Here is a 26,054-nt window from a genome sequence, read left to right as displayed (position 1 = left end):
CAGGCTGTTCAGGGATGGTTCAGGGCTTGGCGCTGCAACATGGCAGCCGGCATGCCCAAGCCTTCGGGCAACGCACCCTCTGACGGATCAACCATGGACCACCACCGCATTCGCATCGAGATGTTGGGCGTCTTTCTGCTCGCTTTGTTCCTGTTCACTTTCGGCATCTGGGACCAGCCAGCGCAAGGCTTCGACGGGCGCTGGTGGTTGTTCCTGCAGGAGATGTTCCGCCACGGCGCAAGCCTGTTTCCCACCACCTACGGCGAGCCTTACCCGGACTATCCGGGCACCGCCACTTTGTTCAGCTATGGCTTTGCCCGGCTGTTCGGCGCACCCAACCAATTGGCCAATATCCTGCCCACGGCGCTGGCCTCGGCCGGGGTGCTGGCGCTGCTGTACCGCCTGCTGGCGCCGCTCGACCGCAGCTGGGCACTGCTGGCGGTGCTGCTCACGGCGCTGACCACCCAGTTGCTGGAGAAGTCGCGCTCGGTGTGCCTGGACCAGATGGTCTCGCTGCTGTGCCTGGGCTGTTTTTACCTGCTGCACAGCGGCGAGCAGATGGGCTCTAAATGGCGGCAGTACGCGATTTTCCCGTTGTTCGTTATTGCCTTCGCCATCCGTGGCCCCCTGGGGCTGATAGAGGTCTGTGGCGTGGCCTGCACCTACTGGGCGCTAGGGCGTTGCCGGTCCCGGGACGACGCCTGGCGGCTGGCGAGGAAGGTGATCGTCCATGGCCTGATCGGCCTGCTCCTGCTGGCCGCCTGCTGGTGGTCGCTGATGCAACTGGCGCAGTTCAGCGGCGGCGAGGCTTTCGCCCGGCAGGTCTACCAGATGCAGGTGAGCGGGCGTCTGGATGAAAGCGGCGAGCCGTTCTACTTCTACTTCCAGCTCAGCCTCTACCGTTACTTCCCCGTGGTGCCGCTGGCGCTGGCGACCCTGTTCGTCCTGCGCCGGCAATGGTCCGCGCGGCACACGGACGATCAGGTGCAGCTGCTGGTGCGCCTGGGTGCCTGCGGGCTGATGATCCTGCTTGGCCTGTCGGTGCCGCACTTCAAGCGTGCCTATTACATTCTGCCCATGGTGCCGATGTTCGCGGCGGTGGCGGCTTACGGCCTGCTCAAGCCGCAGCGTTGGCTGGTTGGGGCGCGGCGGCTTTATCTCGGCCTGGTCGCGCTGTTGCCGGGGTTGTGTGTCGTGGTGCTGCTGGTCTGTCGGCACAGCTGGCAGAAGCACGGTTATTGGCCGGCGCTGTCATTGCCGCTGACGATTGCGGTCTTTATCGGTTTGCAGGGGCTGGCGCTGTACTGCTGGCGAACTACTCGCAACGCACCGGCGCGACGCCTGGTGTTGCTCAGCCTGCTGGCCCTGGCGGCGCAGTGGTGGCTGCTGGTGAAGGTGATCGAGCCGGCCAAGGATCTGCAATTCGACACCCGGGGTTTTGTCGGGCAGGTGGAGCAACTGCGTGGGGAGGACCGTGGAACCCTGGTGTTTCTCAACCTGGGCAAAGACACCTGGGCGGTGCGCTACATGATGAACCTGGACCACGACGAGCAACCGCGGTTTATCAGCAAGGACGATCTGTCGCCGCTGGCCTCCTTGCCGCGTCCGGCCTGGGTGATCCTGGCGCGCAAGGATCGGGCGTTATTGGCGGGGACGGCGTTGGAGCAGGCGACCCCGATCTTCGAGGGGCGCTTGAATGGCAATCCCTGTCTGGTGTTCGAATTGAAGTGAAGACCAGGCAGCCCCAGGGCGGGGCTGCCTGAGGGGGCGGATCATTTATCCGACTTGATGCTGGTCCAGACCCGGGTCCGCACACGCTCCAGCTTTTGCGGCAGCGGTTGCACCACATAGAGCTTCTTCAGGGCTTCGGGGGTTGGCGTCAGGTCGGTATTGCCGGTGATCTCCTTGTTGATCAACGGAATTGAGTCCTTGTTGGCATTGGGGTAGCCGAGGAAGTCACTGATGGGCGCTATGACTTTCGGGTCCAGCAGGGTGTTGAGGAACTCATGGGCCTCGGCGACATTCTTCGCGCTCTTGGGAATGGCGAAGGTGTCGAACCAGATCGGCGCACCTTCCTTGGGCAGGCGCCAGTCCACCACCACGCCGTTGCCAGCCTCTTTGGCGCGGTTGCCGAACTGGTAGAAGCTGCCGGAGTAACCGATGGCCACGCAGATGTCGCCGTTGGCGATATCGGTCATGTACTTGGCCGAGTTGAAGTAGGTGACGTAGGGGCGGATTTTCAGCATCAGCTCCTTGGCCTTTTCATAGTCCTGCGGGTTCTGGCTGTTGGGGTCCAGCCCCAGGTAATGCAGGGCCAGCGGCAGGATTTCCGAGGGCGAGTCGAGCATGGCCACGCCGCAGGACTTGAGCTTCTCCATGTTCTCGGGCTTGAACACTAGGTCCCAGCTGTCCACCGGCGCGTTGTCGCCCAGCGCCGCCTTGACCTTGGCCGGGTTGAAGCCGATCAGCACCGTGCCGTACATGTAGGGCACGCCGTACTGGTTGCCCGGGTCGTTGCTGTCCAGCAGCTTGAGCAACTCGGGGTCCTGGTGCTTCCAGTTGGGCAGCTTGGACTTGTCGAGCTTCTGGAACACCCCGGCCTTGATCTGGGTGTCGAGGAACTGGTTCGACGGCACCACCAGGTCATAGCCCGAGTTGCCGGTCAGCAGCTTGGCTTCGAGGGATTCGTTGGTGTCGAAGGTGTCCCAGGTGACCTTGATCCCGCTGTTCTTGGCGAAGTCCTTGGGCACCGACGGCAGGATGTAGTCGGCCCAGTTGTACACCCGCAGCTCGCGCGGCTCGGCCTGCGCCGCGGCGGCCAGCAGCGACAGCCCACAAATGGTGGCACTCAGTATGGTTTTCATAGTGGCCATGAATTTTTTCCCCAGCGTGGCGATGGTTTTTATGTTCTGTACGCGGCAGGCGGTCCTTTAAAAGGGCAAAGGACAAAGAGGGTCAAGGTTCACAAGGGCGGTTCTGGTGACAGCCTGGGTCACTGAGTCAGCGGTCCGGGTTCGATTCTTGCCGACGGCCCCTGGGATTCACAGCACGGGGTTGGCCAAAAGGGGATCGTAATGGCCATTGATCGTGTCCGGGGCGGGTATCGATGTTTATCGGGTCAGGCAATGAAGCCGGGTAGCTGCGGTACCCGTTCGGCCAGGTATTCCATGAGCAAACGCACGCGCAGGGGGCGGTAGCGGCGCTCGGGGTAGATCAGGAAAGCCTCGTTCGCCGGACCGCTCCAGTCGGGCAGGACCCGCACCAGCTGCCCGCTGTCCAGCAGGTCGCTGACCAGCCAGGCCGGGGTGATGCACAGCCCGGCGCCTTGCAGCACGCCGTCGCGAATGGTCAATGAGCTGTTGCTCCGGTAGCGCCCTTGTGCGGTGACGTTGACCTTTTCGCCGCTCGGGCCGCTCAGCTCCAGCTTGTCGCCCGAACTCAACCAGGCGAAGCGCAGGAAGTTGTGTTCGCTCAGGTCGGCCGGGCTGTTCAAGGGCGCATGCTGGCGCAGGTACTCCGGTGCCGCCACCAGGTAGCGCGGCGAAGTGGCGATGCGCCGGGCGATCGCGTTGGGCGGCAAGTCACCGCCGAGGCGCAGGGCCAGGTCGACGTTTTCCTCGGTGAGGTCGACGAAGCGATCGTTGAGGACCAGCTCCACCTCGATGTCCGGGTACTGCGCCATAAACGCCAGCAGCAACGCATTCAGGTGCAACACCCCCAGGCTCACAGGCACATTGATCCGCAGCACGCCCTCGGGGCGCTCGGTCAGGCCGCGTACTTCGGCCACCGCTTCGCTATATTCCTCCAGCACGGCTTTCGCCCGCTCGTAGAAACGCTTGCCTTGTTCGGTGGGGGTCAGCCCACTGGTGCCGCGGGTGAGCAGGCGGGTACCCAACTGCTGTTCCAGGGCCGCCACCAGCTTACTGACGGTGGGTTGCGTGCTGCCCAGCTCCCGGGCGGCCGATGACAGGCTGCCCAGCTCGACAGCGCGGACGAAGCAGTGCATCGCTTTGAGGCTGTCCATGGGTATTCGATATCAGAATGGGCTGTATAAGGTTATGCCTTCTATCACGGTTATTTCGAATGGAGCAATCTGGCTCGCCTCAGCCTTACTGCCTCAAGGAGCTACCCGGATGAAAGCCCTGCACACGCGATTTTCCCTGCCGTTGATCGTCACGGCCCTGCTGGCCGGAGGTCCTGCCCTGGCTCAGGACAACTGGCTCACCACGTGGATGGCCAGCCCGCAACCGACCTGGGGCAACGAGTTGCCGCTGCCCACGCGGATTCCCGAGGCCCTGGCCGACAGCACTATTCACCAGAAGCTGCGTGTCAGTGTCGGTGGTAGCCAGGTACGGGTGGTGGTTTCCAACGAATACGGCAAGCAGCCTCTGCTGATTGGCGCGGCGCGGGTCGCTGGGCAGGTCCTGAAATTCGGCGGCGAGGAGCAGGTCAGCCTCGCGCCGGGCGAAACCCGGACCAGTGATCCTGTGGCGCTGGCGGTGCCGGACCTCGGTGAACTGGTGGTCTCGCTGTACCTGCCGCAGCGCACGCCCTTGACCACCTTCCATTGGGACGGCAAGCAGACCGCCTTTATCGCCCCGGGCAACCAGGTCGATGCGTCGCGGCTGGAGGGTAGCGAGCAGGTGGAGGCGCGGCTGTTCCTCAGTGACATCCTAGTGGACGCCCCAGTCGAAGCTCGTGCCTTGGTGGTACTCGGCGACTCCATTACCGACGGCAACGGCTCGACCCTGGACAGCAACCGACGCTGGCCCGACTTCCTCGCCCAGCGCCTGGCCAGCGAGAACGTCGCCGTGCTCAACGGCGGCATATCCGGCGCGCGCCTGCTCGAAGACGGCATGGGCGCCAGCGCGCTGGCACGTTTCGAGCGCGACGTGCTGAGCAAACCCGGAGTGAAAAGCGTAGTGCTGCTGCTGGGCATCAACGACATCAGTTGGCCCGGCACCGCCTTCGCGCCGAACGCACCCTTGCCGTCGCTGGACAAGCTGATCGCTGGCTACCGGCAACTGATCGACCAGGCACATCGCCACAACCTCCGCATCATCGGCACCACGCTGCTGCCCTTCGAAGGCGCCCTGCAGGGCAGCATCATCGAGCACTATCACAGCGCCCCGAAGGAACAACTGCGCCAGGCGCTCAACCAGTGGATACGCACCAGCCAGGCATCCGATGCGGTGATCGACTTCGACCAGATGACCCGCGATCCGCAGCATTCAACCCGGTTGTTGCCAAAGATCGATTCGGGCGATCACCTGCATCCGGGGGATGCGGGGAATAAGGCGATGGCGGAGGGGGTGAGGTTGGAGGGGCTTTTTTGAGTGTTTAGTAGATGTGTTAAGGAACAGCGCGACAGGTCATGCTGCCGCGCCGTGCTTTTGCGGGCGTTCTACTTCAGCGTTGGCGTGTGGCGATTGCCATCGAGCAAGGCATCCACCACGGCCCGCGCCATCTCCACCGAGTGCACCATGGACCAGATCAAACCGCGCTCGATGCCACTGCCGCGCTCGGTGATTTCATCGGAAACTTCTTCGGCGCTTTTCAGCAGCAGGGAGACATGGAGCAGGGCTTCTTCAGCGTTGATGCCTTCCCGAACTGAGAACAAAGAATCGCGGCTCACCGGGATACTGACGGTTTTTTTGAGCGACTGAATCAGAGACGCATCAGCAGGCTGAAGTGACAGCTTCTGCCGGATCTGCTGATTGGCCAGATCGTGTTCGAGGTTTCTGACACGGTGGGTAGCAGTGCGGGGCGGATCGGGGACGAGCTTTTTCATGGTGTAACTCCTAATCGATGGTAGGAGCCTTCACCGTCGCTGCTAAACGATAGGGTGGCGGCCGTTCGCAGGTTAGCAGTACCGGTCGATTAGGAACCCGGCGCACCCGAAGATGCCCTGCGCACGGCCGCCATAAAACGGAGCCCAAAAAACGCCACCTAGATGGCGGCGTTGTGCGCCTAATCGATTGCGAGCTGCTAAACCCGATCACTGAATTTGCAGTGACAGAGCGAGGCTAGCCAGCGGGTACATCAGGCGCAAGCGGCTAGGAGTTTCTAGGAAAGTTCGCACAATAGAAAGAGACTTAACGCTGCTCCAGGGGAACGAACGCTTGGTCTGCTATTGCGAGGATGGGGGCATGGCAATGGCGACGGTGATGTTGGAGTGCTGGGGCCAGAAACAACAAAACCCGCACAAGGCGAGCTTTGTTGGTGCTCCGTTTGGTGGGCCGGGGGTGTCTACTCAAAGCCGGGCAGGCTGAGCATGCCGCCCGTGGTGCGTTTGCCAAAGCCGCTGGGCGTGAGGATTTTGTGCTTCTTCATCTCTGCGAGTACCGCCAACCATTCGGTTTTGCCAAAGCGTAGCTTGGTGTCGTTCCAGCTATGCATGACTTCGTTCACGATGGCTTCATCGGAAACCGTGCGACCTTCGAGGATAAAGTCGTTCCAGGCGGCATAGAGCGTCACGGTCATTTCGCAACGATCCGTATCCCAGTCCCGCATTAGCTCGATCACCTGTTCAATGGTGGCGCGCTCAGTGACCGACCAGGCACTGCTATACGCCTGTCGATGTTGTCCTGCTTGGGAAAGTGGGCGGTAAGCATGACCAACAGCCTCACGCTCGATGCGTTCATACCACTTACTGTTTTGCATCTCGCCTTCGATCTGATTCATTAAGTGGCGATCGTGGGGGCCGGCGGCATCGCGCAGGTAAGCGCCCTGGATAGCGGCAAGTTTGGCTACATGCTCGGCTAGGTAAATCACTTTCTGTAGCTTGCGTTGGCCGAAGGTTCGCTGGCTATGTAGCTGATGAGTGATTTCTGCGGCGAGTAGGGTACGGGCTACTTGCCTGTCCATGGCAATAGGCGTCTGCTGGTGATCATCGGCAAGGGTACGTTCGACCAGGGTGTTGGCCAACTGTTCGTTTAATTGGCGTGCCTGGGTTAGGAGGGGCTTTAGTTGGTCGCATAACGCCATTATTTGATCGATTTTGGCCGCGATGCGGTGTTGTTCCGCGAGAGGGGGGAGGGGGAACAAGATGCGACCAATTTTTTCAGGGGATGTGTGCTTCACTTTCATTCCAGTCGAGCTATCGGCAATGCACGCCCTCAGAAATGGTCCGTTGAAGTAGTGGAAGAGATACTCAGGCGAAAGAAGCTCGCGATTAAAAACTAGTTTCCCCAACCGCTGATTATGCAAATAGCTTTTGCCATCCCTAGGGACAAAGGCGGCACTTCCCAAAAGTCCTGCAGCCTGCTCGGTCATTGCAACGATCAGATCACTTGAATCAAGAATGAATTCTTGCGAAACGGGGCCGCAATAGTATTTTGTTCGGCTGCCACGTTCTCTGAAACCACCCGTCTCTAAGAAGTTTCCTGGCGTGGTTAAAATGAACGAGCAGACTGACTCACTGAAATATGAACTCGAAAAAGCATAGCCATGTTTGATAGAAACTAAGTCATTGACCCGGCACCATTCCCACCCCTTCGATAACGCAAATGGCTTTTCCTCTTCTTCAATGTTCGCCAGTGGCTTCTGCTTCTTGATCTTCCCCTCATACACCAATCGCGCTCTTTCCTCGGCAACGTGCTTGAGTAGTTCATTTGCCGGTTCATCGCTGGGGTTTTGCGGTACCAGCTTGCCCTTCACGGCTAAGTGCAGCAGGGCTTGTTTGAGGGCATCGATGCTGGGCTCGGTGATGAACAGGGTGTGGAAGTGTTCGGCCAGACGCTGCCAGTTGGTGGCGAAGTCGATGGTGTCGCTGGCTTGGGTCAAGCTGTCGAGTAGCGCCTGCACGAGTTGGGTGTGGGCGATTTTGGAGTCGGCCTGCTGGGCTTCCAGACGGTCGCACAGGGCCATCAGCTCATCGACTTTGGCAACGATGCGTTGCTGTTCGATCTCTGGTGGGAAAGGTATTAGGAATTGAGCCAACTTCCCAATGCTGAGTCCTTCACGCGAAACCCCTACCTGTACATCCATTACGGTCTGCTGAACCAGTTGTGAGATCAGCACCACATGAAGAAACGGCTGGGATTCACCTAAGACTGGCCGAATGATAGTTACGTGCTGACTTACGTTACCCGTATCAAAGTCATTTGGAACTGCGGCACACCGGCCAATAGACGCACCAGTTATGTTGAAAAGTAAATCACCTGCTTCAATGTGCGTTCCCGACATTTTTTGGTGGGTTTCTTCAGGTATGAAAGCAACTTCATTGAGGCGAAGCCCTTCATTCCAAACGTTCTGAGATCGAAGAAATTTGACCCCATCTGCGACGTAAGCCTGTTTTCCACCTAATGGAGTACTTCCGGCCCCAATTTTCTTAAGCAGGGCGTCAAGTCGTACCCACTCCCAATTGGTGGGCATAGCAAATGGCTTTTCCTCTTTCGCTATCTCCCCAGGCGTCTTCTGCTTCTTGATCTTACCCTTCGCCACCAACCGCGCTTTTTCCTCAGCAATGCGCTTGAGCAGTTCACTGGCTGGTTCATCGTTGGGATCTTGCGGCACTAATTTGCCGCGTACTGCCAGATCTAAAATCAGCTCACGCAGCTTCTTGATGCCGTTGGGTGCCCCGGCCAGAAGCGGCAGATTGTCGGTCAGCAACGCAGTCATACCTGACGCTCCAGGGCTTCGACCAGCACCGCCTTGAGTTGGTCGCGCAGTTCGCTGATTTCTCCTTGCAGCGTGGCGTAGTTACGCAGCAGTTCATCCGGATCGTGGCTGATTTGCTCTCCGATATGCGGGTTTTTGCAGTCCAGGTTCCAGTTGCGTGCTTGCAGTTCTTCGATGCTGACCTTCCAGGCAAATTCATTCTCCATCCGTGCGGCAAAGCCATCGGCCTCGTTGCCCCACCAGGCTTCCTCGACAGCGAACTCTTCGATACGCATAGGGCGAGTCTTGGAGTAGTTCTTTACCCCTGTTGGGTACTGGTGTTCGTAGAACCACACCTGCTTGGTCTGCGTGCCTTTGGTGAAGAACAGCAGGTTGGTTTTGATGCCGGTGTAGGGATTAAACACGCCGTTGGGCAGGCGAACGATGGTGTGCAGGTTGCACTCGGTGAGCAGCTTCTCCTTGATGCGGCTTTTGATGCCTTCGCCAAACAGAAAGCCATCGGGCAGCACCACAGCAGCGCGGCCACCGTCTTTGAGCAACTGCATGATCAGTACTAAAAACAGGTCGGCGGTTTCGCGGGTGCGAAAGGCAGCAGGGAAGTTGGTTTCGATGCCATCTTCCTCCATGCCGCCAAACGGTGGATTGGCAACAATACAGTGTACGCGCTCGCTCGGGCCCCAACTGATCAACGGCTTGCTCAGGGTGTTGTCATGGCGGATCTGGCTGGGCACCTCGATGCCGTGCAGGATCATGTTGGTGGTGGCCAGCAGGTGCGGCAGCGGCTTTTTCTCCACACCGAAGATACTGGCTTGCAGGGTGCGTTCGTCTTCGGTGGTTTTTACATAGTGGCTGCGTTTGTGTTCGATGGCACAGGTGAGGAAGCCGCCAGTGCCGCAGGCCGGGTCCATGACTTTTTCGTCCAGCTTGGGGTCGACCATGCGCACCATAAATTCGGTGACCGGGCGCGGGGTGTAGAACTCGCCGGCGTTACCCGCGTTTTGCAGGTCGCGCAGCAGTTGCTCGTAGAGGTTGCCGAACTCGTGGCGCTCCTGGGCCTTGTTGAAGTCCACGCCTTCCTGAATTTTGTTGATCACCTGGCGCAGCAGCTGGCCGGATTTCATGTAGTTGTAGGCATCTTCAAACACGCTGCGCACCACGAAGGCCGATGGCGTGTTGCTGTACTCGTGCAGGTTTTGCAGCTGGGGGAACAGGTTGTTGTCGATAAAGTCCTTCAGCGCCTCACCGGTCATGCCTTCCGGATTGGCGGCCCAGGTGCGCCAGCGGCAACTGTCGGGAATGGGCGAGCGGTAGTTGTCGTCCATCAGCTCCCATTCCAGCTCGCGGTCATCGAAGATTTTCAGGAACAGCAGCCAAACCAACTGTCCGATGCGCTGGGCGTCGCCGTCTACGCCAACGTCTTTGCGCATGATGTCCTGGATGGACTTGATGGTGGAGCTAATGGACATGAAGTTCTCTCAACGCGTACCGCAAGGGGGGCGAAATTCTACCGGATAGTGTGGATGGCTGCTTTAGCATGCTGTCGGTGCTTAGCCTTTAACTTGCGTAAAGCTCGTCTTCCAACTCATGGATAGCCTTGTTGTAGCCAGCCTTGCCGCCAAAGGCCTTGACCAGCTCTATGGGCGCACCGATTTGGCTGAAGGGGTCGAGCTGAAGGATTTTGATGTCCTCGATATGCTCGATGCCGGTATCGGCGTATTTATCCAACAGCGCCTCCAGCACCTGGCGGGCTGCGCCGGAATACTTGGCAAAGTAGTTGCGCTTTTTCACCTGCTCGGCGCGCTCTCGGCGTGACAGGGCCGGTTGGTCAAAGGCGACGTGGCAGATCAAGTCAAACGGATCGAGGGGCTTGCCCTGTTTCTTTTCCACTTCTTCGGCCAGGGCTTCCCACATCACGCCCTGGACGGCCATCTCCTCGATGATCACTTTCTTTTGCTCGGAATCACTCCAGCGTCGGAGGAAGTCATCCAGCGAGGCGAACTGCTTTTGCACGCAGGCTCGGGTGTAGTCGTGGAGCGATTCGGTGATCAGTCGGCCGTCCGGGCCGTAGTACTGTACACGCTCGGCGATGACATAAAACGGGACGCTGTCGATGACGTATTTGATGCGTTTTTTGCCTTCATCCTCGCCAGTGAATTCCAGGTCATCGCTATCGGTGGCGTCGCCTGCACTGATGCCGTCTTCATCGGCAAGCGGATCGTCGGGTGGCACGGGGGAGTCGTCACCGTCGGGGGCGTAGATCACCACCGGGTCTCCATCGAAGGCCGGGTCGGCAAACAGCTCGGTGGCCTTTTTGAAGTCCATGATGGTGAACCAGTACTTGCCGTAGTCCTCATTAATGCGAGTGCCACGACCGATGATTTGCTTGAATTCAGTCATCGACTTGATGTGCTGGTCGAGCACGATCAGCTTGCAGGTCTGAGCATCGACGCCGGTGGTCATCAGCTTGCTGGTGGTGGCAATCACTGGGTAGCGCTCTTCCGGATTGATGAAGTTATCCAGCTCAGCTTTGCCTTCCTGATCATCGCCAGTGATACGCATGACGTATTTGCGATTTTCGGCGATGCGCTCAGGGTTGAGGTTGACCAGCGCCTGGCGCATACGCTCGGCGTGGTTGATGTCGTCGCAGAAGACGATGGTTTTCTGAAACGGATCGGTGGCTTTGAGAAGTTCGGTGACCTTCTGTGCCACCAGTTGGGTGCGCGCCTCGATGATCAGGGTGCGGTCCATATCCTTGAGGTTGTAGATGCGGTCTTCGATCAGCTCGCCATTCTTATCGAGCATGCCTTTGGGCGGACGCCAGCCTTGAAGGTCTTTGTCGAAGTCGATGCGCACCACTTTGTAGGGGGCGAGAAAGCCGTCTTCGATGCCTTGCTTCAGGGTGTAGCTGTAAATCGGCTCACCAAAGTAGGTGATGCTGGACACCTCTTTGGTTTCCTTCGGTGTGGCGGTAAGACCTACATGGGTGGCGCTGGAGAAATAGTCGAGGATTTCACGCCAGGCGGAATCCTCGGCGGCACTCCCGCGATGGCATTCATCGATCACGATCAGGTCGAAGAAGTCGCGGGAGAACTGCTTGTAGATGTTCATCTCTTCATCAGTGCCAGTGACGGCCTGATAGAGCGACAGGTAGATCTCGTAGGAGGTATCGATCTGGCGTTTGGCGATTTTGGTCATCGCCTGGCCGAAGGGCTTGAAGTCGTTGTTCTTGGTCTGGTCGACCAGGATGTTGCGGTCTGCCAGAAACAGGATGCGTTGCTTCTGTTTCGATTTCCACAGCCGCCAGATGATTTGGAAGGCGGTATAGGTCTTGCCGGTGCCCGTGGCCATTACCAGCAGGATACGGTCTTGGCCACGCGCTACAGCCTCGACGGTGCGGTTGATTGCATTCATTTGGTAATAGCGGGGCATGCGCCCGGAGCCGTCGTCGTAGTAGGGCGCTTCTATCTTGTGTTGGGCGGTATTATCCAGCCCCTTCCACTGGCAGTAGCGCTGCCAGAGTTCGGTGGGGCTGGGGAATTGATCCAGGGTGAGTTCGGTTTCTACTTGGCTGCCAGTGCCGCTGCGGTCATGAAACAGGAAGCCATCGCCATTGCTGGAGAACACGAACGGTACGTCCAGCGCCTCTCCATAGCCGAGAGCTTGCTGCATACCAGAGCCAACGGAGTGCTTGTTGTCCTTCGCCTCGATCACAGCGATAGGCAGGTTGGCTTGGTGGTAGAGGATGAAGTCTGCGCGGCGTGCTTCACCACGGCTGTGAAGTTTGCCCCGGACGATAATGCGGCCTTTGGTAAAGCTGACTTCCTCGCGCACCTGCTTATGCATGTCCCATCCAGCTTGCTGAACGGCTGGAGCGATGTACTTGCTACAGATGTCCCGCTCGGAAAGCGACTTTTTGTCCATAACCCCCAATTCCCTTTCAAGCCGGCCTGGTCGCTCCATTCCGGCACAGATGATCGTGCTCGATGGGCGCAAATGTACCTTGTTTGATGGTGGCACGGGGGAAGATCAGATTTTGGTGGTTGAAGCTGTAGGAAAAGTTGAGGTCATACAGCGAGAGTATTTCGTGTCGTTCCGACGGTTCTTTTATCTTGGATCGTTGCCTGGGGCGTGCTGACGCATCGACTTCCGGTGCGTTCGATCCTGCTAGTAATCAAAGCGATTGAATAAGCGAGATTTTAAGAACGTGATGGGAGCCTGGAATACCCAAACGACCAGCGCTCAAAACTCTTCGCAAGGAAGCCAATGGTGCTAAACCCTTGATTTCACTGAATCTCAGGCATAAAAAAAGACGTCCTTGGACGTCTTTTTTTGTTCTGTTGGTGGAGCCGGGGGGATTTGAACCCCCGTCCGCCAGTACTCCGCTGTCGGTACTACATGCGTAGCCGTGTCTATTGAGTTAACCCTCAGCGACCCGACGGGCAGGGTGCTTTGGGCGAGTTGTGTAAGTTTTAGCCGCTTCGTCCACAACGTACTGCACGGCGATTCTGTTCTGTATGACAATCATTTCGGGTTTACAGACATCCCCTGATGATTGCTGGACCCGAAGGTACCAGAAGGAAGGCTAGCGCCGCTTACGCAGCGAGAGCGTATTCCCCGTAGGTTTCGTCATTGGCAACTATAGGAAGTTGCAACAGTGGATTTACGAGTTCTGTTACCAACTCGGCATGCACCTAAAGTTTCGCAACCGGCGTCGAATCCTAAACGGCCCCGAACCTGCTGTGCATTACCAGCAGGTTTGTAGAGTCTACGCCAAAATGGCCCGCAAGGCCATCCCGAAGGCTGGCCTTGCGTGTATCAGTGTTCGCCCTTGGCACTGTTCTGGATGCTCTGGATCGCGCGGGTGGTCAGGGCGATGCATTCCTTGGTGCCTTCCTCGGTGTTTTTCGCTTGGGCTGCCTGGGCTTGTTGCACGGTGGCGTCGATGTTGGCCTGCAGGTCCGCGGCCTGGATGCTGGTCCGGGCGTCACGAATGGTTTGCAGGTTCATCTGGCACAGGTCTTCCTGGTTCCCGGCGAAGCTGGGGGAGGCCAGGATCGAAGCGGTGACGAACAGGCCTAAGAGTACAGAACGTTTCATATGCGTCTCCTTGAACTGAAGGGCCAGGCGCTGCTGGCCATCAGCACGGACTGCCGGGTTCCCGGGAAACTCCCGTTTTTGGAAGCTCGATCTGTGGACTGCGGTGGTGGGGCAGGGTTCTATTTTTCTGATCGGCGTCACGACCGCTGAACATCCGGGCGTAAAAAGGGGCGAAACACCTAATGCCTGTGTAGGAGCGAAGCTTGCTCGCGATGGCCATTAACGGTAACGCGTATTTACTGGGTAAATGCAGCGCTCTCAAGTCTATCGCGAGCAAGCTTCGCTCCTACAGTTGGTACATGCCGATCAAGCCGTTCTAGCCCGGGTCACCCGGTCCACCAGGTACACCAGCCCGTGGTAGTCGATCCCACCATGCTGGCTCAGGCCGATTTCACAGGTGCGGCTGGTGGAGATGCCTTCGCTGCAATGCTGCACCGCGTCCTTGAGGCTGCGCAGGGCGTGGGCGTTGAGTTGCGGCGTGGTGAAGCCCTTGTCGCCGGCGAAACCGCAACAATGGATGCCTTCCGGGATCACCACGTTATTGCTGCAACGCCGCGCCAGATCGATCAGCGCCTGGCTCTCGCCCAGGTGCTGGGTGCTGCAGGTGACGTGCACGGCGACCGGCGCTTCCTGCGGGGTGAACTCGAGCTTGTCCATCAGGTGGGTGCGGATGAAACGCACCGGGTCGTACAGGTCCAGGCGCACGTCGCCCAGGTCCTGCACCAGGCGCAGGGTGCAGGGGCTGGTGTCGCAGTAGATCGGGTCGAGGCCGCCGCGGCTGGCGTGGAGCAGGGCGCCGATCAGTTCCTGGCGCTTGTGCTCGGCCTGTTCTGCGTAGCCCTTGGAGGCGAACGGCTGCCCGCAACAGAGGTTCTCGACATTCTCAGGAATCACCACCTGGTAGCCGGCTTTTTCCAGCAGGCCGCGGGTCTTGTCGTAGAGCGAACTCTGCTCCTTGTCCCCGGCCGCCGGGCCCATGACCCGCGACACACAGGCCGCCAGATAGACCACCCGCGGCCGCTGGTCGCTGACCGCCGGGCTGAAACGAATGGCCCGTTCCGGCTGTGGCATGGCACTGGTCCATTGCGGCACCTGGCCCTTGGACAGCCTGGTCAGCGCCGCCGAAACCCTGGCCAGGCGTGGCGCCCCCAGCAGCATCCGCGCACCGTTGGCCACATGCAGGGTGAACCGCGCGCCCTGCAACGTGGTGGCGAAGTGCGAACCGAGCCAGTCAGCTGCCTTGGCGTGGCTGGCGTGCTGGCCACGCAGTTTCTTCACCAGCTCGCCGGTGTTGATGCCCACCGGGCAGCGCTGGGCGCACAGGCCGGTGGCGGCGCAGGTGTCGAGGCCCTGGTATTGATAGGTCGCTTCCAGTTCGGTGGTATCGACGCCGGCGCGTTTGCGCGCCTGGATATCGCGCCAGATCACGATGCGCTGGCGTGGGCTCAGGGTCAGCCCCTTGGATGGGCATACCGGTTCGCAGAAACCGCACTCGATGCACTTATCCACAATCTCGTCGGCCGCCGGCAGCGGCTTGAGGTGCTTGAGGTGGATCTGCGGGTCTTCGCTGAGCACCACGTCCGGGTTGAGGATGCCGTTGGGGTCGAGCAGGCGCTTGAGTTGCCACATCAACTGGTAGGCGTCGCTGCCCCATTCCAGCTCGACGAAGGGCGCCATATTGCGCCCAGTGCCGTGCTCGGCCTTGAGCGAGCCGCCGAACTCCACCGCCACCAGTTGCGCCACGTCATCCATGAAGGCCTGGTAGCGCGCCACTTCCTCGGCGCTGTTGAAGCCCTGGGTGAAGACGAAGTGCAGGTTACCCTCCAGCGCGTGGCCGAACAGGATCGCCTCGTCGTAGTGATGTTTATCGAACAGTGCGATCAGGCGATTGACGCCGATAGCCAGCTGTTCCACCGGGAAGGTCACGTCTTCGATGATCACCGTGGTGCCGGTTTTGCGTACCGCGCCAACGGCGGGGAAGGTGTCCTTGCGGATCGCCCAGAGCTTGGCGTTTTCCTTCGGGTCTTCGGTGAAGTCGACCTGCTTCTCCACCGGGAACGAGGCGAGGGACGCCATGATCTGCACCAGCTGTTCCTGCAGTAGCGCGGAAGATGCGGCGCGGGATTCGATCAGCAGCGCGCAGGCATTGGCCGACAGTTGCTGGACGAAGGCCGGCATCCCCGGCTTGTCCTGTACCGAGCGCAGGCTGCGGCGGTCCAGCAGTTCCACGGCGGACACCGGCTGGTTTTTCAGCACGCTCACCGCGTTGCAGCAGGTTTCCACATCCGGGAAGACGATCAGTGCCGAGGCCTTGTTCGGGTGGTCGACCACCGTGTCGTAGGTCACCGCGCTGATAAAACCCAGGGTGCCCTCGGAGCCCACCAGCAGATGGCTGAGGATATCCAGAGGCTCATCGAAATCCACCAGGGCATTGAGGGACAGGCCGGTGGTGTTTTTCAGGCGGTATTTGTGGCGGATCTTCGCCGCCAGTTCGCCGTTGGCGCGGGTCTCGCGGCCCAGGCTGGCCAGGCGTTCCAGCAGCGCGCCGTGGCTGGCGCGAAAGGCCGCGATGCTGGCGGCGTCTTCGGTGTCCAGGCGGGTGCCATCGGCCAGCACCAGGCGCAGGCCGGCCAGGGTGTGATAGGTGTTTTGCGCGGTGCCGCAGCACATGCCGCTGGCATTGTTGGCGACTATGCCGCCGATCTTGCAGGCATTGATCGAGGCCGGGTCCGGGCCAATCTTGCGCCCGAACGGCGCCAGCCAGGCGTTGGCCTGGGCACCGATCACCCCCGGTTGCAGGCGGATCTGCTGGCCCTGGTCGCGGATCTCGCGGGCATTCCAGTTGTCGCCGAGTACCAGCAGCACCGAATCGCTGATGGCCTGCCCCGACAGGCTGGTGCCGGCGGCGCGGAAGGTCACTGGCACGCGGTCGCGCTGGGCCAGCTTGAGCAGGGCCACCACTTCGTCTTCGGACTCGACGCGGATCACCAGTTGCGGAATCAGCCGATAAAAACTCGCGTCGGTGCCGAAGGCCAGGGTGGAGAGCGGATCGTCGAACCGCCGCTCCCGGGGAATCAGTTGCTGTGCATCACGCAGAAAAGCCGCCGGTAGACTCATTGGTCCTCCAGGATCAGCACCACCAGGTCTTTCGGGCCGTGGGCGCCGTAGGCCAGGACCTGCTCGATATCGGCGGTTTTCGATGGGCCGGATACCAGCAAGGCGTTGGTCGGCATGCCCTGGGCCCAGGCGTACTCCTGCTGGACCTGATAGAAGTTGTCACGGATTTCGCTGGCCTTGAGCAGGGCGAAATGCACTGGCGGCACCAGGCTCATCAGCCGCGGTTCTTCGCGGGTCGGCCAGAGGATCAGGCTGCCGGTGGCGGCGATGGCGCCGAGGGTGGTGGTGAGACTGGCTGGGGTGTCGTTGAACAGCTCGGCTTTCCAGTCCTCGACGGGCCGGTCGTAGGCCTTCAACGTCGGCAACCCGGGATGCTCGGCCCAGTATTGGCTGACGCGCTGGCCGTGGGGCGTGGTCGGGGCGATCAGCAGGCTCGGCAACTGGCGCTCGCCCAGCAGGCGGGCGAGCAGTGCCGGCCAGTCCTGGCCGGTGGTCTGGTGAATCTCGGTGTGCACCGCTTCCATCTGCTTGCGCAGTTGCGGGATGCGTTGTTCCGGGGTGTAGGTGTAAGGCTCGGTGACCAGCGCCTCATCGAAGTTATCCACAATCGGCGTGGTACCGGTCAGGCTGCTGCGCAGCTTGCCGAGGATGTTCTGTTTGGCGCTCATCGACGTTCTCCCTGTTTGGCCAGATGCTCGCGGGCCAGGTCGTGCAAGGACCGGGCGGCGGGTTTCGGTGCGCTGTGGTTTTGCGTCCAGGGGCCGACGTTGCTCGGGGTCAACGCGCGCAGGCGGGTGGCCGCCAGGCTGAACAGGCGATACAGGGTCGGCGAGCTGTTGAGCCGGGCCCAGGCGTTCCAGATAAAGCGCTCCTTGCGCGAGTACTTGCTGCCCTGGCCGCGCATCACCTGATGGGGGCTGTCCGGGGCCTTGACGTTCTCTTCGCGCAGGCGGCGCAGCAGGCTCGGGATCGGGATCTTCACCGGGCACACTTCGCCGCAGGCACCACACAGCGAAGACGCGCTCGGATGGTCCGGCACCTTGGCCAGGCCGACCATGTGCGGGGTGATGATCTTGCCGATCGGGCCGGGGTAGACCTCGCCGTAGGCGTGACCGCCGATGCGGGTGTAGACCGGGCAATGGTTCATGCAGGCGCCGCAGCGGATGCAGTTCAGGGTCTGGCGCAATTCGCTGTCGGCGAAGGCCTGGCTGCGGCCGTTGTCGAGCAGCACCAGGTGCACTTGCTGCGGACCGTCCAGCTCATGCTCCTGGCGCGGGCCGGAGATCATGTTGACGTAGGTGGTGATCGGCTGGCCCAGCGCCGAGCGGGTCAGCAGCGACAGCAGCGGCACCACGTCGCGCAGGTTCTCGACGACCTTCTCGATGCCGGTGACGGCGATGTGCACGGGCGGCACCGTGGTGGACATGCGGCCGTTGCCTTCGTTTTCCACCAGCAGCAGGGTGCCGGTTTCGGCCACGGCGAAGTTGACGCCGGAGACGCCGATGTCCGCTTCGAAGAATTTCTGCCGCAGGACCCTGCGACCGATCTGAATGAGTTGGTCAACGTCCTTGGTGTACTCCACGCCAAGTTTGTCGTGGAACAAGGACGCGACCTGACCGGCGTTCTTGTGGATCGCCGGCATGATTATGTGTGAAGGCTTCTCGTGATCGAGCTGGACGATGAACTCGCCCATGTCCGACTCAAGGCATTCAATGCCTTGTTCAGCGAGGACATGGTTCATCTCCATCTCTTCGCTGACCATCGATTTGCCCTTGATCACTTGCCGCGCCTCGTGAGCCCGGATGATCGAGAGGACGATGCCATTGGCCTCGTCCACCGTCTCCGCCCAGTGCACTGTCACACCGTTGCGGGTCAGGTTCTGTTCAAGCTGCTCGAGCAGGTCGGGCAGCTTGGATAACGCACGGGCCTTGATCGCATTGCCCAGGGCCCGCAGGTGTTCGCGTTCGTGGGCATCGCTGAACGACGCCGCACGTTTGGCCATGAGGGAATCCATGGCACTGCGAAAGTTGTTCCGCAGTTGTCGGTCACCCAGGGCCTGGTGGGCCCGGGTGCGAAAATCGTCCGACAGGGTAGTAGTCGGAATCAGCTCCGGGGCGCTCATGCGGCACCTCCGGTACGCTGCCAGAGGAAGCTGGCCAGGTGTTGGCCGCGCAGCGCTTCCCGTTGTTTCTCCAGCGAGCCGTTGATGTTCATCAAGCAGCCGCAGTCGGCGCTCAGCACCTGGTGGGCGCCGGACTCCTTCAGCGCGCGGGTCTTGTCCGCGACCATCGCGCCGGAGATGTCCGGCATTCGGACGCTGAAAGTCCCGCCAAAGCCACAGCATTCGCTTTCGTGGTCGTGCTCTACCCGCTCCACGTTGCCCAGTTGTGCCAGCAGCTCACGACCGTGCAGGTGGGTGTTCATCTCGCGCCGTGCCGAGCAGGAGGTGTGCAGCGCCACCTTGACCGGCTCGCCATGGTCCGTGAGCCGCACCTTGCATACATGCAGCAGGAACTCGGCCAGCTCGTAGGTACGGGCCGCCAGGGCCTGCACCTGCTTCAAGGTCTGCGGCTCATCCTTGAACAAGTCCGCGTAGTGCTCGCGAATCATCCCCGCGCAGGAACCCGACGGCACCACCACCGGATAGTCGCCGGCGAACAGCGCCAGTTGCGAGCGAGCCACGGTGCGCGCCTGCTCGGTGTAACCCGAGGTGTAGGCCGGTTGTCCGCAGCAGCTTTGCCCTTGCGGGTACTCCACGCGAATGCCTTCGCGTTCGAGCAGGTGAATCGCATCCATCCCGGCTTCGGGGTAGAACAGGTCGACCACACAGGTGCCGAACAGGTAGACCCGCGACGGTTTCTCGCTGGGGTACTGACGCGGTTCGGCCAAGGGCGGTGCGACACGGGTCGCGTTAGGCACGGCGTTGTAAAAAAGCTCGCTCATCAGGCGTGTCTCCGGGTGGTCCCGGTTATCCGTCTGCCGCGGCTGCTGAATATAGAGAGACAAGCTTTCAGCAGCCTTGCAGACCGGGTTGTGAGTTGCAGGCGCCGGATGGGTAGTCCGGCGTCGGTTCTTTCGGTGTCGCGATCAGTGCACCAGCATGCCGGTGAACCAGTAGGCCTGGGCCAGGGTGATCAGGCCGACGATGGTGGCAAAGAATAGGCTGTGCTTGAGGGTAAAGCGGAACAGGTCCGATTCCTTGCCCACCAGGCCGGTGGCGGCGCAGGCCACAGCGATCGATTGTGGCGAGATCATCTTGCCGGTCACGCCGCCGCTGGTGTTGGCCGCCACCAGCAGGGTGTCGTTGACGCCGATCTGGTGCGCGGTGGTGGCTTGCAGCGAGCTGAACAGGGCGTTGGACGAGGTGTCCGAACCGGTCAGGAACACCCCCAGCCAGCCGAGGAACGGCGAGAAGAACGGGAACGCCGCGCCCGTACCGGCCAGCACCAGGGCCATGGTCGAAGACATGCCGGAATAGTTGGTGACGAAGGCGAAGGCCAGCACCATGCCGATGGACAGGATCGGCCAGCGCAGTTCGTAGAAGGTCTCTTTCAAAGTGGTCAGACCAGTTTTGAAATTGATCTTCAGCACCAGCATCGAGATCAGCGCGGAGAAGAAAATCGCCGTGCCGGTCGCGGAAATCGGGTCGAGCTTGAACACCGCCGGAATTGCGGTCGGAGTGGCGACGATCGGCGCGCTCTTGATCACCAGTTGATCCAGGTGCGGAATCGCGAAGTTGAATACCCAGCTGTACATCGAGCCGCCGGCGGCGAACATCGCCTTGAACGGCTTGAGGGTCCAGAGGGTGACCAGCACGGTGAGGATCAGGAACGGCGACCAGGCCTTGAAGATCTCGCCGAAGCTGTAGGGCGAAGGCTGGGTGGTGCGTGGCTGGCCGAAGCCGCCAGCCTGCACGACGGCGGCACCGACGCTGGCGGTGGCTGCGGCGAACGAACGCTTGGGCTGCCAGACCTTGAGGAACAGGGTCAGGGCAATCAGGCTGGCCAGGGCCGAGGTGATATCCGGCAGCTCCGGGCCGATGAAGTTCGAGGTGAAGTACTGGGTCACGGCAAAGCTCAGGCCGGCCACCAGCGCCGCGGGCCAGGTCTCTTTGACGCCGCGCAGGCCGTCCATCATGAACACCAGCCAGAACGGCACGAACAGCGACAGCAGCGGCAGCTGGCGGCCGGTCATGGCGCCGATCTTGAACGCGTCGATGCCGGTCACCTGGCCAGCCACGATGATCGGAATACCCAGGGCGCCAAAGGCCACCGGCGCGGTGTTGGCGATCAGGCACAGGCCGGCGGCGTACAGCGGGTTGAACCCCAGGCCCACCAGCAGCGCGGCGGTAATGGCGACCGGCGCGCCGAAACCGGCGGCGCCTTCGAGGAAGGCGCCGAAGCAGAAACCGATCAGCAGCACCTGCAGGCGCTGGTCGTCGGTGATCGACAGCACGGAGCTGCGGATGACCTCGAACTGGCCGCTCTTGACCGTCAGTTTGTAGAGGAAGACAGCGGCGACGATGATCCAGGCGATGGGCCACAGACCGTAGGCAAATCCATAGCCAGCGGCGGCGAGGGCCATATCGGCAGGCATCTGGAAGGCGAAGATCGCCACCAGAATCGACAACGCCAGGGTGATGCTGCCGGCGACGTGTCCTTTGAGACGGAACACGGCCAGAGCCAGGAAGAAGAAGACGATCGGGATGACGGCGGCGAGGGCGGACAGGCCGAGGCTGCCGAGCGGGCTGTAGAGCTGTTGCCAGGTTTGCATATGGGTGGCCCCTAATTGTTTTTGGTCAGGCACTGGTCAGCGTATTTGGTTAATTGGTAAGACCAATTTACAATCGCTGTTGGCTAGGGTAAAAGCCTGGTGAGCGGCGTGTCAATTTGTCGCCCTAAAACTTTTGTCGAAAGTGCGGTGCAGATGACTTCTGATCCGCTTGCCGATGTGCGTTCTGATAGGTGCTGGCGCAGCCCCGATAGGCCAGAATAGAGAGCCCGGCGCGCGGTCGGGATCGTGGAGAGTGAGTTATGGGGTTTGATCAGATTCGTCAGCGCCGTTTGTCTGACGACATTGTCGAGCGGCTCGAGGGGATGATCCTCGAGGGCACGCTGAAGTCCGGTGAGCGCCTGCCGGCAGAGCGTGCGTTGGCGGAGCAGTTCGGTGTCTCGCGGCCTTCGTTGCGCGAGGCGATCCAGAAGCTCACGGCCAAGGGCTTGCTGGTCAGTCGCCAGGGGGGCGGCAACTATGTGGTGGAGTCGCTGGGCTCGACCTTCAGCGATCCGCTGCTGCAGTTGTTGGAAAGCAACCCGGAAGCCCAGCGTGACTTGCTGGAGTTTCGCCACACTCTGGAAGCTTCATGCGCCTATTACGCGGCGTTGCGTGCCACCGATGTGGATCGCGAACGGCTCACGGCGGCCTTCGAGGAATTGCAGGACTGCTATTCCCGGGCGGGCGATGCGAGTCGGGCGGAGGAGGGGGCGGCGGATGCGCAATTTCACCTGGCGATTGCCGAGGCCAGCCACAACGCCGTATTGCTGCACACCATTCGGGGGTTGTTCGATCTGCTCAAGCGCAACGTGGTGACCAACATTGGCGGCATGTACAAGCAGCGCAGCGAAACCCGCGACATGCTGATCAGCCAGCATCGCGATCTGTACCAGGCGATCATCGAAGGGCGTGCCGAACAGGCGCGCGAAGTCTCCAGCCGGCACATTCTGTATGTGCAGGAAGTGTTGGAGGAGGTGCGTCAGGAAGTGCAGCGCGTGGCCCGGGCGGAGCGGCGCAAGGGGATTTAGTCGTCGAGTTCAAGCTCGCCCCCCTGTAGGAGCGAGCTTGCTCGCGATCATGGCATCAAGGCAGAAGGGCGTTACTCTTCCTTGCCCTTGTTGCGCACCGCGCGATGCAACTCGCGATCGGAGTCGCGCTCGCGTTCGGTATGACGCTTGTCGTATTCCTTCTTGCCCTTGCCGAGTGCGATCTCGCACTTGACCATGTGCTTGCTCCAGTAGAGCGACAGGCACACGCAGGCATAACCCTTCTGCTGCACGGAGGCGAACAGCTTTTCCAGCTCGCGCTTGTTGAGCAGCAGTTTGCGCGAGCGCACGGGGTCGGCGATCACATGGGTGCTGGCAGTGGTCAGCGGCGTGAAGTGGCTGCCCAGCAGCCAGGCTTCGCCGTCCTTGAGCAGCACGTAACTGTCGACCAGCTGTGCCTTGCCTGCACGCAGACTCTTTACTTCCCAGCCGGCCAGGACCATGCCAGCCTCGAACCGATGTTCGATGAAGTAATCGTGACGCGCCTTTTTATTTTGCGCGATGGTCCCTGTTGGGTGTTTCTTCTGTTTAGCCATAGGGGCGGCATTATAGGCAGTTGCACGCGTGTCGGCTACGGTGAAGCTGCGTGCTTGAGCAGGTTGAGTGAATCCCGGACAATGCGCGCTCTTTTTTCTCGGTTGGGCGCGTTTTTGATGTCGACGGACAAGGTTTCTGTCCACGGCGGCTGGGCCAGTCGCTGGGTTTTCATACTCGCTGCGACTGGTTCTGCCGTGGGCCTGGGCAGTATCTGGAAATTCCCCTACATGGTCGGCGTCTACGGTGGTGGCGCCTTTGTCCTGGTATTTTTGGCCTGCATCGCGCTGATCGGCGTGCCGGTGATGCTGGCGGAAACCCTGATCGGACGTCGCGCTCGGCAAAGCCCGGCCAATGCCTTGAAGGCGCTGGCCCTGGAAGCCGGGCATTCGGCCAAGTGGTCCTGGGGCGCGTTCGCCGGGATGATCACCGCCTTATTGATTCTTTCCTTTTACAGCGTGGTTGGTGGTTGGTCGCTGGACTACATCATCGATATGGGCCGTGGCGATTTCCAGGGCGTGACGGCGGATCAGGTCGGCGCCTATTTCGGCAATGTGATCGCCGACCCCTGGCGGCTGACGCTGTGGCACACGCTGTTCATGCTGTTGTCGGCGGCCGTCATCGCCAAGGGCGTGGTGGCCGGGCTTGAGCGCAGCCTGCGGATCATGATGCCGCTGCTGTTCGTGATGCTGGTGATCCTGCTGGGTTACAGCATGACCACCGGGCATTTCATGGAAGGCGTGCATTTCATGTTCGACTTCAGCACCGACAAGCTGCTCGACGGATTGTTGCCGGCCATGGGGCATGCCTTCTTTTCCCTGAGCGTCGGTGTCGGTTCCATCATGATCTACGGCGCTTACATGCCGAAGCATTCGTCCATTTCCGGCACTATTGTCGGCGTGGCGCTGCTGGATACCTTCGTTTCGCTGCTGGCGGGGCTGGCGCTGTTCCCGATCGTGTTTGCCGCCGGGCTGAACCCGAGTGAAGGTCCGGGGCTGATGTTTGTCAGTTTGCCTTTTGCCTTTGGTAATGTGGCGTTCGGCCAGTTGATGGGCGTGGTGTTTTTTGTCCTGGTGGCCATTGCCGCCTGGAGCTCGGCGATTTCGCTGTTGGAGCCGATGGTGGCTTACCTGGTGGAGCAGACTCGAATCCGCCGCGGCTGGGTCACGTTCTGGCTGGCGTTTACCTGCTGGTTTGTCGGATTGGGAACGGTGTTCTCCTTCAATATCTGGCAGCAGGCCAAGTTTTTCGTGAACGAAGGCGGGGCTTTCCACCTCTACCAATGGGGGGCGGCAGGTGGTCTGGATTTCTTTGGGGTGATCGATTTCTTCACCTCGCGGATCATGTTGCCCTTGGGTGGCCTCTGCTTTGTGGTGTTTGCGGGTTGGGTAATGGGGCGCGAGGCGGTTCGTAATGAGCTGTCGATTCGCAGCCCGCTGCTGTTTGCCCTGACCCTGTTTTTGATGCGCTATGTGGCGCCCATCGGCATTCTTATAGTGTTTGCCGCCCAGTTGTGGAAATGACGCTGACATGACGACACATATTCAACGCTCGGCCCTGCTGCCTTATCCGGCGCAGTTTTTGTACGACCTGGTCAATGACGTGGCGCGCTACCCGGAGTTTTTGCCCTGGTGCTCGTCGGCAGAGGTGCTGGAGAGCAGCGAGGTGCAGATGCGCGCCAGCCTGGCGGTTGCCAAGGGCGGGCTCAGCCAGCATTTCGTCACGCGCAATACCCTGGTGCCGGGCCAGTCGATCGAGATGAACCTGGAAGAAGGGCCGTTCAACCAGTTGCACGGCGTGTGGATTTTCAAGCCGCTGGGTGAGAAGGCCTGCAAGATCAGCCTGGATTTGTCGTTCGACTACGCCGGTCCACTGGTTCGCGCGACCCTGGGGCCGCTGTTCAATCAGGCGGCCAATACCCTGGTCGATGCGTTTTGTCAGCGGGCCAAGCAGCTGCATGCTTGAGCCAATGATCGAAGTCGAGGTGGTGTATGCCGCGGTCGACCGACAGCTATTGCTCAGTGTTGCTGTGCCGCCGGGGACTACTGTCCGTGCGGCAGTGAAAAGCTCTGGGATAGGTGCGCAATTCCCAGAGCTGGACCTGGACAGTTGTCCGCTGGGGATCTTTGGCAAAGCGGTTGCGAACCCTGGGACTCAGGTGGTTCGGGCGGATGATCGTATCGAAATCTACCGTCCATTGCTGGCCGATCCCAAAGAGGTTCGACGTCTGCGCGCAGCAAAGGCGGCGCAGGCCCGGGCTCGACCTTCAGAGTCCTGAATAAATCGACAGACAACAAAAAGCCCGGACTCGCCGGGCTTTTTTATTCCGCCACAAATTATTGCGGCGAGGTGTCCAGAGGTTCTGGTGTTGGCACCGGAACGGTCTCGACGTTGTCGACGTCCTTCTGGATCTGATCGAGCAGAGAACCTGGCTTGGCCGGTTTTTCCGGTTTTGGCTGCTCGGCGGTTGCGGCAGGGGTGGTCACGGTAGTGCCGCTGTCCTTGCCCAGGATGGCTTCGTCGCGGCTTACGCCAGGCATGAAGTCACCGGAAAGGCTGACCAGTTGGTCGTTACCGTTGAAGATAACGCTGACGCGTTCCTGCTGGCGTTCACCGCCACCTGGTTGCAGGCTGTACAGATAATCCCAACGATCGGCGTGGAACGTGTCGGTCAACAGAGGGTTGCCCATGATAAACCGTACTTGCCGGCGGGTCATTCCCGGGCGTAACTGGTCTATCATGTCCTGCGTGACGACATTGCCCTGCTGGATGTCGATTTTGTAAACCCCGGGGAATGAACAACCGGCGAGTGCGAGCAGTCCCACGAAGGTGAAACTGGTTAGCAAGAGCTTGGTGTTTTGCATC

20 protein-coding genes and 1 other RNA gene are annotated in these 26,054 nt (G+C 60.5%); 6 read left to right on the top strand and 15 right to left on the bottom strand.

The window, feature by feature from the left end:
* The first annotated feature begins 93 nt into the window (after positions 1–93).
* The gene (locus tag ACTJKT_RS04655) at positions 94–1,731 is read left to right on the top strand and encodes a hypothetical protein (protein WP_440786332.1); all 1,638 of its coding nucleotides are present in this window, start codon (positions 94–96) and stop codon (positions 1,729–1,731) included.
* 41 nt (positions 1,732–1,772) lie between these two features.
* Here ACTJKT_RS04655 and ACTJKT_RS04650 read toward each other — a convergent pair whose 3' ends face one another.
* Entirely contained in the window at positions 1,773–2,873 is a 1,101-nt protein-coding gene (locus ACTJKT_RS04650) for a polyamine ABC transporter substrate-binding protein (protein ID WP_440786331.1), read from the bottom strand.
* A gap of 245 nt (positions 2,874–3,118) precedes the next feature.
* The gene (locus tag ACTJKT_RS04645) at positions 3,119–4,024 is read right to left on the bottom strand and encodes a LysR family transcriptional regulator (protein ID WP_440786330.1); all 906 of its coding nucleotides are present in this window, start codon (positions 4,022–4,024) and stop codon (positions 3,119–3,121) included.
* A gap of 109 nt (positions 4,025–4,133) precedes the next feature.
* On the opposite strand from ACTJKT_RS04645, the gene ACTJKT_RS04640 reads away from it, so the two are divergent.
* Complete coding sequence (locus tag ACTJKT_RS04640; protein WP_440786329.1) at positions 4,134–5,336, top strand: SGNH/GDSL hydrolase family protein; 1,203 nt, start codon at positions 4,134–4,136, stop codon at positions 5,334–5,336.
* A 68-nt stretch (positions 5,337–5,404) separates the two neighbouring features.
* Here the strand turns inward: ACTJKT_RS04640 and ACTJKT_RS04635 are convergent, their stop codons facing one another.
* From ACTJKT_RS04635 to ACTJKT_RS04585, 11 genes are all read right to left on the bottom strand, one after another.
* A complete protein-coding gene (locus ACTJKT_RS04635) occupies positions 5,405–5,791 on the bottom strand; it encodes a DUF6124 family protein (protein ID WP_440786328.1) in 387 nt (128 codons plus the stop codon).
* A gap of 458 nt (positions 5,792–6,249) precedes the next feature.
* On the bottom strand, positions 6,250–8,622 hold the full coding sequence (locus ACTJKT_RS04630; protein WP_440786327.1) for a restriction endonuclease subunit S: 2,373 nt from the start codon (positions 8,620–8,622) through the stop codon (positions 6,250–6,252).
* Entirely contained in the window at positions 8,619–10,088 is a 1,470-nt protein-coding gene (locus ACTJKT_RS04625; RefSeq protein WP_440786326.1) for an N-6 DNA methylase, read from the bottom strand. The genes ACTJKT_RS04630 and ACTJKT_RS04625 overlap by 4 nt, the downstream gene beginning before the upstream one ends.
* A gap of 88 nt (positions 10,089–10,176) precedes the next feature.
* Complete coding sequence (hsdR, locus tag ACTJKT_RS04620; RefSeq protein ID WP_440786325.1) at positions 10,177–12,543, bottom strand: EcoAI/FtnUII family type I restriction enzme subunit R; 2,367 nt, start codon at positions 12,541–12,543, stop codon at positions 10,177–10,179.
* Positions 12,544–12,960: 417 nt separating this feature from the next.
* Positions 12,961–13,352, bottom strand: a transfer-messenger RNA (tmRNA) gene (gene ssrA / locus ACTJKT_RS04615).
* Positions 13,353–13,437: 85 nt separating this feature from the next.
* Positions 13,438–13,719, bottom strand: coding sequence for a hypothetical protein (locus ACTJKT_RS04610; RefSeq protein ID WP_440786324.1), 282 nt, complete (start codon positions 13,717–13,719; stop codon positions 13,438–13,440).
* Between the two features lie 306 nt (positions 13,720–14,025).
* Positions 14,026–16,836 carry an FAD-binding and (Fe-S)-binding domain-containing protein gene (locus ACTJKT_RS04605; protein ID WP_440786323.1) on the bottom strand — a complete coding sequence of 937 codons (2,811 nt, stop codon included), beginning with the start codon at positions 16,834–16,836 and terminating at the stop codon, positions 14,026–14,028.
* The gene (locus ACTJKT_RS04600; RefSeq protein WP_440786322.1) at positions 16,833–17,504 is read right to left on the bottom strand and encodes a LutC/YkgG family protein; all 672 of its coding nucleotides are present in this window, start codon (positions 17,502–17,504) and stop codon (positions 16,833–16,835) included. The genes ACTJKT_RS04605 and ACTJKT_RS04600 overlap by 4 nt, the downstream gene beginning before the upstream one ends.
* On the bottom strand, positions 17,501–18,958 hold the full coding sequence (locus tag ACTJKT_RS04595) for a LutB/LldF family L-lactate oxidation iron-sulfur protein (RefSeq protein ID WP_440786321.1): 1,458 nt from the start codon (positions 18,956–18,958) through the stop codon (positions 17,501–17,503). The genes ACTJKT_RS04600 and ACTJKT_RS04595 overlap by 4 nt, the downstream gene beginning before the upstream one ends.
* Positions 18,955–19,779 (bottom strand): (Fe-S)-binding protein, encoded by an 825-nt coding sequence (locus ACTJKT_RS04590; protein ID WP_440786320.1) that lies wholly within the window; start codon positions 19,777–19,779, stop codon positions 18,955–18,957. Before ACTJKT_RS04590 ends, ACTJKT_RS04595 begins: the two co-directional genes overlap by 4 nt.
* A gap of 144 nt (positions 19,780–19,923) precedes the next feature.
* Positions 19,924–21,609 (bottom strand): lactate permease LctP family transporter, encoded by a 1,686-nt coding sequence (locus tag ACTJKT_RS04585; RefSeq protein ID WP_440786319.1) that lies wholly within the window; start codon positions 21,607–21,609, stop codon positions 19,924–19,926.
* A 260-nt stretch (positions 21,610–21,869) separates the two neighbouring features.
* On the opposite strand from ACTJKT_RS04585, the gene ACTJKT_RS04580 reads away from it, so the two are divergent.
* Complete coding sequence (locus ACTJKT_RS04580; protein ID WP_097305659.1) at positions 21,870–22,637, top strand: FCD domain-containing protein; 768 nt, start codon at positions 21,870–21,872, stop codon at positions 22,635–22,637.
* Positions 22,638–22,708: 71 nt separating this feature from the next.
* On the opposite strand, the gene smpB is transcribed toward ACTJKT_RS04580, so the two are convergent.
* The gene (smpB, locus tag ACTJKT_RS04575) at positions 22,709–23,191 is read right to left on the bottom strand and encodes an SsrA-binding protein SmpB (RefSeq protein WP_009046919.1); all 483 of its coding nucleotides are present in this window, start codon (positions 23,189–23,191) and stop codon (positions 22,709–22,711) included.
* Positions 23,192–23,308: 117 nt separating this feature from the next.
* On the opposite strand from smpB, the gene ACTJKT_RS04570 reads away from it, so the two are divergent.
* The 3 genes from ACTJKT_RS04570 to ACTJKT_RS04560 are packed head-to-tail and all read left to right on the top strand — an operon-like array spanning position 23,309 to position 25,467.
* Positions 23,309–24,712: a sodium-dependent transporter gene (locus tag ACTJKT_RS04570; RefSeq protein ID WP_440786350.1), complete on the top strand. Its 1,404-nt coding sequence runs from the start codon at positions 23,309–23,311 to the stop codon at positions 24,710–24,712.
* Between the two features lie 7 nt (positions 24,713–24,719).
* The gene (locus ACTJKT_RS04565) at positions 24,720–25,154 is read left to right on the top strand and encodes a type II toxin-antitoxin system RatA family toxin (RefSeq protein WP_007920838.1); all 435 of its coding nucleotides are present in this window, start codon (positions 24,720–24,722) and stop codon (positions 25,152–25,154) included.
* Complete coding sequence (locus tag ACTJKT_RS04560) at positions 25,147–25,467, top strand: RnfH family protein (RefSeq protein WP_440786318.1); 321 nt, start codon at positions 25,147–25,149, stop codon at positions 25,465–25,467. Before ACTJKT_RS04565 ends, ACTJKT_RS04560 begins: the two co-directional genes overlap by 8 nt.
* A gap of 58 nt (positions 25,468–25,525) precedes the next feature.
* Here the strand turns inward: ACTJKT_RS04560 and ACTJKT_RS04555 are convergent, their stop codons facing one another.
* Positions 25,526–26,053, bottom strand: a complete 528-nt coding sequence (locus ACTJKT_RS04555) for an outer membrane protein assembly factor BamE (RefSeq protein WP_440786317.1) — start codon at positions 26,051–26,053, stop codon at positions 25,526–25,528.
* Position 26,054: the final 1 nt, after the last annotated feature.

Origin of the sequence: Pseudomonas sp. 22526, assembly GCF_052044735.1 — a bacterium.
GTDB lineage: Bacteria > Pseudomonadota > Gammaproteobacteria > Pseudomonadales > Pseudomonadaceae > Aquipseudomonas > Aquipseudomonas piscium.
Note: the sequence above shows the minus strand (reverse complement) of the source record. Positions and strands in the feature narration are given on the sequence as shown.